The organism is Marisediminitalea oceani (assembly GCF_003731635.1).
In the GTDB taxonomy this organism is placed as follows: Bacteria; Pseudomonadota; Gammaproteobacteria; order Enterobacterales; family Alteromonadaceae; genus Alteromonas; species Alteromonas oceani.
In genome coordinates this window covers 65,144-74,532 of sequence record NZ_RCUA01000021.1, presented here as the reverse complement: position 1 = coordinate 74,532, position 9,389 = coordinate 65,144, and the positions used below count along the sequence as shown (strand labels likewise).

8 protein-coding genes and 3 tRNA genes are annotated in these 9,389 nt (G+C 50.6%); 4 read left to right on the top strand and 7 right to left on the bottom strand.

The annotated features are described in order from the left end of the window. Positions 1-64: 64 nt before the first annotated feature. The 3 genes from D9T21_RS08150 to D9T21_RS08140 all read right to left on the bottom strand — a co-directional run bounded on the left by D9T21_RS08150 (position 65) and on the right by D9T21_RS08140 (position 530). A tRNA-His gene (locus D9T21_RS08150) sits at positions 65-140 on the bottom strand. A gap of 210 nt (positions 141-350) precedes the next feature. Beyond that, a tRNA-Arg gene (locus tag D9T21_RS08145) sits at positions 351-427 on the bottom strand. Positions 428-453: 26 nt separating this feature from the next. Further along, positions 454-530, bottom strand: a tRNA-Pro gene (locus D9T21_RS08140). A gap of 253 nt (positions 531-783) precedes the next feature. Here D9T21_RS08140 and folD point away from each other — a divergent pair. Both folD and D9T21_RS08130 read left to right on the top strand, forming a co-directional pair. Then, positions 784-1,638 carry a bifunctional methylenetetrahydrofolate dehydrogenase/methenyltetrahydrofolate cyclohydrolase FolD gene (gene folD / locus D9T21_RS08135; RefSeq protein WP_123324525.1) on the top strand — a complete coding sequence of 285 codons (855 nt, stop codon included), beginning with the start codon at positions 784-786 and terminating at the stop codon, positions 1,636-1,638. A gap of 9 nt (positions 1,639-1,647) precedes the next feature. Then, positions 1,648-2,205: a DUF1415 domain-containing protein gene (locus D9T21_RS08130; RefSeq protein WP_123324524.1), complete on the top strand. Its 558-nt coding sequence runs from the start codon at positions 1,648-1,650 to the stop codon at positions 2,203-2,205. A gap of 21 nt (positions 2,206-2,226) precedes the next feature. Here the strand turns inward: D9T21_RS08130 and D9T21_RS08125 are convergent, their stop codons facing one another. From D9T21_RS08125 to D9T21_RS08110, 4 genes are read right to left on the bottom strand one after another with little or no spacing between them, the layout of a single operon-like run. Beyond that, positions 2,227-3,198 (bottom strand): DUF4340 domain-containing protein, encoded by a 972-nt coding sequence (locus D9T21_RS08125; RefSeq protein WP_123324523.1) that lies wholly within the window; start codon positions 3,196-3,198, stop codon positions 2,227-2,229. Further along, a complete protein-coding gene (locus tag D9T21_RS08120) occupies positions 3,195-5,063 on the bottom strand; it encodes a GldG family protein (protein WP_123324522.1) in 1,869 nt (622 codons plus the stop codon). Before D9T21_RS08120 ends, D9T21_RS08125 begins: the two co-directional genes overlap by 4 nt. A gap of 2 nt (positions 5,064-5,065) precedes the next feature. Continuing rightward, entirely contained in the window at positions 5,066-5,800 is a 735-nt protein-coding gene (locus tag D9T21_RS08115) for an ABC transporter permease subunit (RefSeq protein WP_123324521.1), read from the bottom strand. Then, entirely contained in the window at positions 5,793-6,722 is a 930-nt protein-coding gene (locus D9T21_RS08110; RefSeq protein ID WP_123324593.1) for an ABC transporter ATP-binding protein, read from the bottom strand. Before D9T21_RS08110 ends, D9T21_RS08115 begins: the two co-directional genes overlap by 8 nt. Positions 6,723-7,010: 288 nt before the next feature. On the opposite strand from D9T21_RS08110, the gene tsaA reads away from it, so the two are divergent. Together tsaA and proS are read left to right on the top strand one after the other, a co-directional pair. Beyond that, positions 7,011-7,724: a tRNA (N6-threonylcarbamoyladenosine(37)-N6)-methyltransferase TrmO gene (gene tsaA, locus D9T21_RS08105; protein ID WP_123324592.1), complete on the top strand. Its 714-nt coding sequence runs from the start codon at positions 7,011-7,013 to the stop codon at positions 7,722-7,724. Positions 7,725-7,795: 71 nt separating this feature from the next. After that, complete coding sequence (proS, locus tag D9T21_RS08100; protein ID WP_123324520.1) at positions 7,796-9,382, top strand: proline--tRNA ligase; 1,587 nt, start codon at positions 7,796-7,798, stop codon at positions 9,380-9,382. The last annotated feature ends 7 nt before the right edge of the window (positions 9,383-9,389 follow it).

The window sequence follows — 9,389 nt, the reverse complement described above, 5'->3', positions numbered from 1 at the left end:
ACGCCGTGAAGCACTGGAACCTAAATCCAGCGTGTCTACCAATTCCACCACTTCCGCGAGAAAATGGGGTGGACGATGGGACTTGAACCCACGACAACCGGAATCACAATCCGGGGCTCTACCAACTGAGCTACGCCCACCATTGAGGTGTTGCATTATACAAATAATAGTTGTGGTATGGTAACTATTATTTTCTTTTTTGCTACCTTAGCTGCCGAATTCGCGATGGCGCGTCCGGCAGGATTGCAACATACATCGTGTACGTTGTCCTTCGGACCAGCCTGAAGGCTGTGCCAATTTGTTCCAGACAAATTGGTCGAACCTGCGCTTCTCAGCCTGCCGATGTCGCTTGGCGCGTCCGGCAGGATTCGAACCTGCGACCCACGGCTTAGAAGGCCGTTGCTCTATCCAGCTGAGCTACGGACGCTTGGCGAATCTTCGCTAGCAAAAAAGTGGTCGGTGAGACAGGATTTGAACCTGCGACCCCTTGTACCCAAAACAAGTGCGCTACCAAGCTGCGCCACTCACCGAACCTGCGTATCGGCGTGAACTTCATCACCGCTACGGGGTGCGCATACTACCGGCTTGCCCCTACCTCGTCAAACACTTTTTTACCCTAAAATTATCGTATGCTCACAAAGTCGACAACTCGATCTAAAATTAGTCAAATTTACGCTCCTGACCAACAATTCACGTTTGTTGTTTTGCCTTAGCCGCTATACTTGTGGGAAAATATACGTCCTATCGTTTTTAATTAATTACTTCATTAAGCAGCCAGTAACTATGACCGCCCATTTGATTGACGGCAAACTTATTGCCAAACAAGTGCGACGAGACGTCGCTTTATATGTTGATTCACTAAAGCAAGCAGGCAAAAGGGAGCCCGGTTTGGCAGTGGTGCTGGTTGGCAGCGATCCAGCTTCACAGGTTTATGTTTCTAATAAACGTAAAGCCTGTGACGAGGTGGGTTTTAATTCCCGTTCTTATGACTTACCGGCAGATACTTCACAACACCAGTTGCTCGACCTTGTCGATGAATTAAATGAAGACCCGGCTATCGACGGCATTCTGGTTCAATTACCGCTGCCTGCCGGACTCGATGCCGAACAAATTCTTGAGCGCATCCACCCCCACAAAGACGTTGATGGTTTTCATCCTTATAATATCGGCCGCCTGGCGCAGCGCATCCCGGCTTTACGCCCTTGCACACCTAAAGGCATCATGACCATGATTGAAGCCACTAAGCGTCCGGTAAAAGGATTGGATGCTGTGATTGTTGGCGCCTCTAACATTGTTGGTCGCCCGATGTCACTGGAGTTACTGCTGGCCGGTTGTACGGTAACTACCTGCCATAAATTTACCCAGGATTTAAAAAGTCATGTCAGCCGCGCCGATTTATTGGTAGTGGCCGTAGGCAAGCCCGCTTTTATACCGGGCGACTGGATCAAACCCGGCGCTATCGTGATTGATGTAGGTATCAACCGCACCGCTGCCGGTTCACTGGTCGGTGACGTGGAATTTGATAAAGCGGTAGAACGCGCAGGCTGGATTACTCCGGTACCCGGCGGCGTTGGCCCCATGACTGTCGCCAGCCTGATTGAAAACACGCTGGAAGCCTACGTTAAATTCCATTCTTAATTCAAAGTCATGACTTACAGCCCCGAGACGCCAGCCTGCCAGCATGTGCAGCGCTGGCTTGATGAGATGGTTATTGGCCATAATTTCTGCCCCTTTGCCCGCTTTGTGCGAGACCAGCAGCGCATTCGTTTTGTGGACATCGCCTCATCAGACATGGCCCGGGTGCTGGAGGCATTGCACGATGAATTTCTGCATCTGGATACCACCAGCCATACCTCCACCACCCTGATGGTGCTGTCTGACGGCTGGCAGCAGTTTGATGACTACCTGATGTTAGTGGATGTCGCTCAGCAATCTCTGAATCACTGGGGCTATGAAGGGGAATACCAGCTGGCCAGCTTTCATCCCGACTACCTGTTTGCCGGGGAAGCGGAAAATGCGCCCAGTCATTTTACCAATCGTGCTCCTCACCCGGTGATCCACATTATTCGTGAGGCCGAAATGGAGCAGGCACTGGCGCACCACCCGGATCCCGAGTCCATCCCGCAAACCAACATCAATACCACAGAAACGCTCGGCGAAGCGGCCCTGCAGGCTCAGCTTAAAGCGTGTAAAGCTCCCCGTTAAAACAACGCGGAGCGAAAGGTGTTAAGGACTACCCGGCTGTTGCAGTAACTCCGCTTTAGGCGTTAACAACCCGCGCGCCTGAAAGTCAGTCAGCCGAAACATCCACTCAGAAAGAGAAGCCGCTACCAGATCGCCGGCCAGCAACAATGAGTAACCACCTTCGTCGTCATCCATCTGATACAGTGTCATGGTTAACAATTTACCGTCTTCGGCAGTGATGTCGATGGTACGACGAAGTTGCGCTGCAGCAGGCTCATTTATTAGCGGTGCAACACTGTCGTATTCAAAATTAACAATGTCGTTCAGGGTATGAGCCAGAACGCCAGGATAGGCCAGCGGTAACTTATTCTCACTGAGCTGCCAGTTGCCCTCGGTGCCTTTATAAAGGGTAAAAGCCGGGTCTTTATCGATAACGATGGACTTAAGTGTAGTAAGTCCGGCGTCAATCACGTCAGGCAACAACCACTCATAAGGCGTAAGCGGTAACGGCAGGGTTTCGTCTATCAGATAACTCTGCCGCTGCGACGGCTCCCGCGCGTATCGGCCAAGACCACTGGACGCCAGATTACCAAGTACCACGCGCCATTGCTGAGTATCCGTGGCAATAGTTAGCAGAGTACTTTGTGCGCCCGGCTGAGTAACAGGCTCTACGCCAAGCAATGCATAGCGCGACGCCTTAGCGGTTTTCGGCTCGATAATATGCGCCTGGGACAGGGCACTAACGAAGCCGGCCAGTGTTTCCACATCAACCGGAAAGGTCATTACCGAATCCAGATGGGTAGCAAGCCACTGCTCCCCTTCCCGACGCGCTTTAAATAATGGCCCTTCTGTATTTTCGATGGTTATTTGGGTCAGCGAATTACTTTGTGACGCCAGTCCGCCCAACAGTAAATGAGACTGAGCGGTCTGCTCGGGATGACGTTCAACTACCAAATAATAGCCAGCTCCCAAAGTCACTACGACCAGTAAAAATAATATAACAACACGGGTCATGATCCGATGGCCTCCAGTGTTTTCTTCCCTGCTCTGCGACGCAGCAGCCGCGCCAGTCCCCACAGCACAGTTACCAGTAATAAAGGGCTGATGGCTATGTTTAACAGCTTGAGATAGTTACCCAGCTGGTCGATATCCCTTTCCAGCTGATAACGAACTTCCCGCAGTTCCCGGCGAATTTCGTTGCGCTGTGCAATAAACGTATCCAGTGCTGCCTGTTGTTCAGGAGTCAGCGTTAGCGCGCCAGACTCAGTCTGCACATTTTGCAGCTGGGCTAACTGTTCTTCTGTTTGCTGGAGCTGATTTTGCAGACGCTCTTCCTGTTCGCGAAAGCGAGCTTCTGCCGCTACCTGCAATGCCTGCACCTGTTCAAACGGCCGTGCGTAGGTGCCCCGTCCGCGAATGCTGATCAATGCATCACTGCCTGCCAGGTTTTCACTGGCATTGATGATAGCGTCACCATTGTTGGCAAATGGCGTGTAAATAGTTTCACCAAAGAAATTGGCCTGCTGCACCCAAAAGCGGTCGGCCAGCAGGTCGGCATCGCTAAACACAATCAGGTTTAATTTAGCAGTTCGGCTCACATGGGCCATATTAAGCTCACTGGCGGATTCTGTTGCCGGTGCCTGGGTAAACGCCGATGTCGCCGGCCCACTGAACCGAGCTGCCAGGGTGATACGCTGGGAGTCCGGACCATCAAGCATGCGCTGCAATGCTTGTGGATCCTGAGTCATAGCGTACTCCGTGCCATCCACTATCACCGCATCGGCAGAAGAATAAGCCAGTGGCGTGAGGGTTAAATTACTGCCTTCAGCCAGCGTAAGAGGCGCGAAGGACGAACCGTTAACCAGTTCCAGATTGGCTGTGATTACATCCTCTCGATTAAGTTGCTCACCGGTCAGTCCGATAATACCAGGGTGGCGGGTTACCGCCCCTTCAGGCGTGCGAATATCCAGCCCCAGACGACCATCGAGTACCACCGAATCAAGCCCGGCATCAATCCCCCAGCTTTCCAGCAAGCCAAAGTCAGACTTATTCGCTTCCAAAGAGCCCATCATGGCCATGGCATCCGACTCATAGTGGGGATCCACAAATAACAGGATCCGCCCCTGCCGCATGGCGAACTGGTCGATGGAATACTGCAATGCCTCACTCAGGTTCTGCGGGTGAATAACCACCAGCACATCGGTACTCTCCGGAATTTGTGAGGCATCACTGCCAATGGTTGTGATGTCGTATAACTGACTTAGCTGGCTGTAAAACGTCATGGCGGGCGTCATCTGACCGCTCATCGGATTCTGCCCGCCCATCAGATTAAGGTCGGTAAGCAGCGTCAGCTGAACAGGTTCAGGTTCACTGAGCTGATAAATCAGTTTGCTGATATCGTATTCGAGGAATCGTTCTTTCTGCGGATCGAAAAAGTTTATCGTAAACTGATTATCTACCGCATTCGTGCCGGCCAGACCAAAGTAAATAGCATCGCCTACCGGGCCAAGGGTTGCGCCGGTAAGGCCAAACTGGTTAGCCCGGTCTTCAGCTTCTGAAAACGGCTCAGGGTCGATAACATTTAAGGTAATTTTGCCGTTTGCCCGGGATTCATACTCTTCCAGTAAACTTTGCACCCGGTTGGCGTAGTTACGCAACGACGTCATGCCTTTAGAGGCGGTATCAGAGAAATAAAAATTAAGTACGATGGGTTCATCGATATCATTCAACACCCGCTGGCTTCCCTCAGACAGGGAATACACCTTATCCTCGGTGAGGTCGATACGGTAATCACCCAGCATTTCATTATTAATAACCACCAGCCCCAGACACAACACGGCCAATAATAAAAGGGTTAAAAAAGCGATTAATTTCTGCATGGTTAATCCGCCTTTTTCTGTTCAATAACAATCAGGCTGGCATAGAGCCAAACCACCATAATGATAAAGAAATAGCCCACATCATTAAGTGCCAGTACACCTTTGGCCATGGCCTCAAAGTGGCTCAGAAAACTGAAGCTGGCGACGGTATCGAGGATAAGGTTTCCGGCCCAGGGCTGAAAAGCATCCAATACGATGCTGCTGCCCGAGACGACAAACAGGAAGCACACTACCACTGCCAGAATAAACGCCACCACCTGATTACGGGTAAACGCCGACATACAGGTACTGATAGCCAGAAAAGCGCCGGCCATCAGCCAGCTACCAATATAGGCGGCCACAATAATACCGTGGTCGGGCTCACCAAGAAAATCAACACTGAGCCACAGCGGAAAGGTTAGCGCTAATGCTAATCCGAGTACCAGCCAGGCCGCGATAAATTTACCCAGTACGGCTTCAGCCGCACTGATCGGCAGTGTCATCAGTAACTCAATTGAGCCGGATTTGCGCTCCTCTGCCCAACTGCGCATGGCTATCGCCGGTACCAGAAATAAATACAGCCATGGGTGAAAGTTAAAAAACGGGATTAAATCGGCCTGGCCCCGTTCGTACAGATTGCCGATAAAGAAAGTAAAGATGCCCGATAGCATCAAAAAGATAGCAATAAACACGTAAGCGACCGGGGTGGCGAAAAAGCTCGCAAATTCCCTTTTGGTGACAATCCAGATATTACCCATTGGCCACCTCCGCCGTGGTGATATCCCGAAACACTTCATCGAGACGACCGGTCTCCAGGGTCAGGGTATCTACCGGTAAACGCCGTTGGGTGACATATTCATTAATGGCATGAAAGATATGTTTACCAGGCTCCGGAAATAAGGTTACCAGACCTGTCTTACGGTCGATTTCCATTTCATCTACGCCGTCCAGTTCGGCCAGGCCGGAAATATCGGCGGCATAGCTAAGACGCAGGCTCACGGCATTACAGAAACGAGAGCGGTGTCTGAGTACTTCCGGTGTATCGTCGAAGCGTAATTGCCCGTCGGCGATAATCATCACCCGGTTACACACGGCCGCGACTTCCTCCAGAATATGGGTAGAAATGATCACTATTTTTTCCCGCGACAGATCTTCAATGAGCTGCCGGACATGGTGTTTCTGGTTGGGGTCGAGTCCATCTGTTGGCTCATCCAGAATAAGGATATCCGGATCGTGCAAAATAGCCTGAGCCAGCCCCACCCGGCGTTTAAAGCCCTTGGAAAGATTGTCGATGGGCCGGTTCAGAACATCACCAAGCTCAACCCGATGAATTACATCATACAGGCGCTCTTTGCGATGGGCGCCTTTTAATCTTCTGACATCGGCAATGAAGTGCAAAAATTGCCACACCGTCATATCCCCATACGCAGGGGCACCTTCTGGCAGGTAGCCAATATCCCGCTGAATTGCTTTCGCATCGCTGTCGATTGACCGTTCCTTTATAAAAATTTCTCCCTCACTGGGCGGCAGAAATCCGGTCAGCATTTTCATAGTGGTAGACTTACCTGCGCCATTCGGCCCCAGAAAGCCCACGATATTACCGGGCGCGATGTCGAAAGAGAGGTTATCGACTGCTTTAAAATGGTCGTAAAATTTAGATAAATTTTTTACCGAGATCATAGCCATCCTATTTACGATCTTCTGTTTAACAGTGCCTTTGTGCGTTGCTGTGATTTACTGCAAAAGACCAAGGTATGTGGTTAGTGCTATATATTGGCATACGCGGGATTTTCAATCATGTAAAAAATCGGCAAATTGATGACTTATCTGCGTAACGGGCGAAAAAAAGCCCGCACGATGGCGGGCTGAAAAGTGTTCCAGGGACTACCAGTAATTAGATAGCGGCGCTACTATAGCGAATAAATGTTTGAACTTTGTTTCAGTCTAACTACAAAAGTGTTGCAATTTATGTCCGAACCTTCTGCCTTTGGGTTAACTCCCATCGGCCATATCGCCTCACCATTTAAACAAAAATTTGCCATTCCCCGCCAACCCGCCCTGGCCAATGCCCGGGGCAGTGTGCGCCTGACACCTCCCTTTAACGATGCAAACTGTCTGCGTGGTATCGAAACTTATTCCCATCTGTGGCTGTTATTTTTATTTCACGAAAACCTCGACCAGGGCTGGTCTCCCACAGTGCGCGCACCGCGCCTCGGCGGTAACAGTCGTATTGGGGTGTTTGCCTCTCGCAGCACATTTCGGCCTAATGGCATAGGAATGTCAGTGGTAAAAAATCTGGGCGTTGAGCAACTTAATGGTCAGTGGCAGCTCAATGTGGGCGGCATTGACTTACTCGACGGCACGCCCGTCATCGATATCAAACCTTACCTGTCCTACAGCGATAGCGTTAACGATGCCGAGGCGCATTTGCTTGATGAGCACCCGCTGCCCGCCAGGGAAGTACATTTCACTGAGCAGGCAACAGCGCAGTTAAACGCCCAGCCTCACAGTGATTTAAAAGCCCTGATAATCCAGTGTTTAAGTCAGGATCCTCGTCCGGCTTACCGACAATCACAAGACAACGATCCGAAGACTTATCAGGTAATTTTTTACGATCGTGACATACAGTGGCGCGTAGAAAACGGCAAAGTCCTGGTGACATCACTGGAACAGGTCTCTTAGGGCTATTTTAGCGCCCCTAACACTGCTAGAATACGCGGGTTTTGTAATCATCCAACGGGTATATGCCATCAATGCGCACTAGTCAGTATTTATTAGCAACACAAAAAGAAACCCCTGCTGACGCTGAGGTAATTAGTCATCAGCTTATGCTTCGGGCTGGTCTCATTCGTAAACTTGCTGCCGGACTTTACACCTGGCTGCCAACCGGTTTGCGGGTGCTGAACAAGGTCGCCAATATTGTTCGCGAAGAAATGAACAAAGCCGGGGCAATTGAAGTGTTAATGCCGGTAGTACAACCAGCTGATCTGTGGCAGGAAACTGGCCGTTGGGAAGAATACGGTCCGGAATTACTACGCATTAAAGACCGCCACCAACGCGACTTCGTGTTAGGCCCAACCCACGAAGAAGTGATTACCGCACTGGTTCGTAACGAAATCAGCAGCTACAAACAACTGCCGCTTAACCTGTACCAGATTCAAACCAAATTCCGTGATGAAGTGCGTCCTCGCTTTGGTATTATGCGCGGCCGTGAATTCACCATGAAAGATGCTTACTCTTTCCACATTACTCAGGAATCATTGCAGGATACTTACGACGCCATGTACGGCGCCTACTGCAAAATTTTTGAACGCATGCAGCTCGATTACCGCCCGGTAATGGCCGACACCGGCTCTATTGGCGGCAGCATATCTCATGAATTCCATGTACTGGCTGAGTCCGGCGAAGACAACATCGCTTTCTCTAACGGCTCAGACTATGCGGCCAACGTAGAGCTGGCACAAACGCAACAAGTCGAAAGTGGTAGCGTAGACGGCCTGCAATATGTACTGGTACAGGCAGCCGACGAAGAAGGCGAAGCCGATGCTAACAGCTGGGTGTTACTGGTTCTGGCGGCCGGCCACACGCTTAACGATATTAAAGCCGAAAAGCTCAGTGGTGTAGCCGCACCTTTGATTACCGCCAATGATGAAACCGTATCAGCTGTGCTTGGCGCCACCGGCAATGATATCGACCTGGCTACTGTGAACGTACCGGTATTTGCCGATTACGTAGTGGCTGCGGCGCTAAAAGACGAAGCATACGCAGAAAAAATTACCGCTGCCGACCTGCGTAACATCGAAGCCGGCGACCCATCTCCTTGCGGTAATGGCACCATCGAAATTAAGCGCGGTATCGAAGTCGGTCATATTTTCCAGCTCGGAGACAAATACTCAGAAGCTATGGGCTGTGGCGTACTGAACGAAAATGGTAAACATGAAATCCTGAGCATGGGTTGTTATGGTATTGGTGTATCACGCGTGGTAGCTGCAGCTATTGAGCAAAATCACGACGAGCACGGCATTATCTGGCCTGATCCAATCGCTCCTTTCAAAGTAGCGCTGATCCCTATGAATATGCATAAATCACAGCGTATTATGGAAGCAGCTGAAGCGCTGTACGCAGAGCTTACCGCCGCGGGGGTGGAAGTCCTGTTTGACGATCGTAAAGAACGCCCGGGCGTTATGTTTAAAGATATGGAGCTGGTAGGAATACCTCACAGTATCGTAATTGGCGAGCGCAACCTTGATGAACAACTGGTTGAGTATAAAAATCGCCGCAGCGGTGAGAAATCTTTATTACAATTAACGGAAGTCACCGCGTTTATCAGCGGATTGTAGTATAACG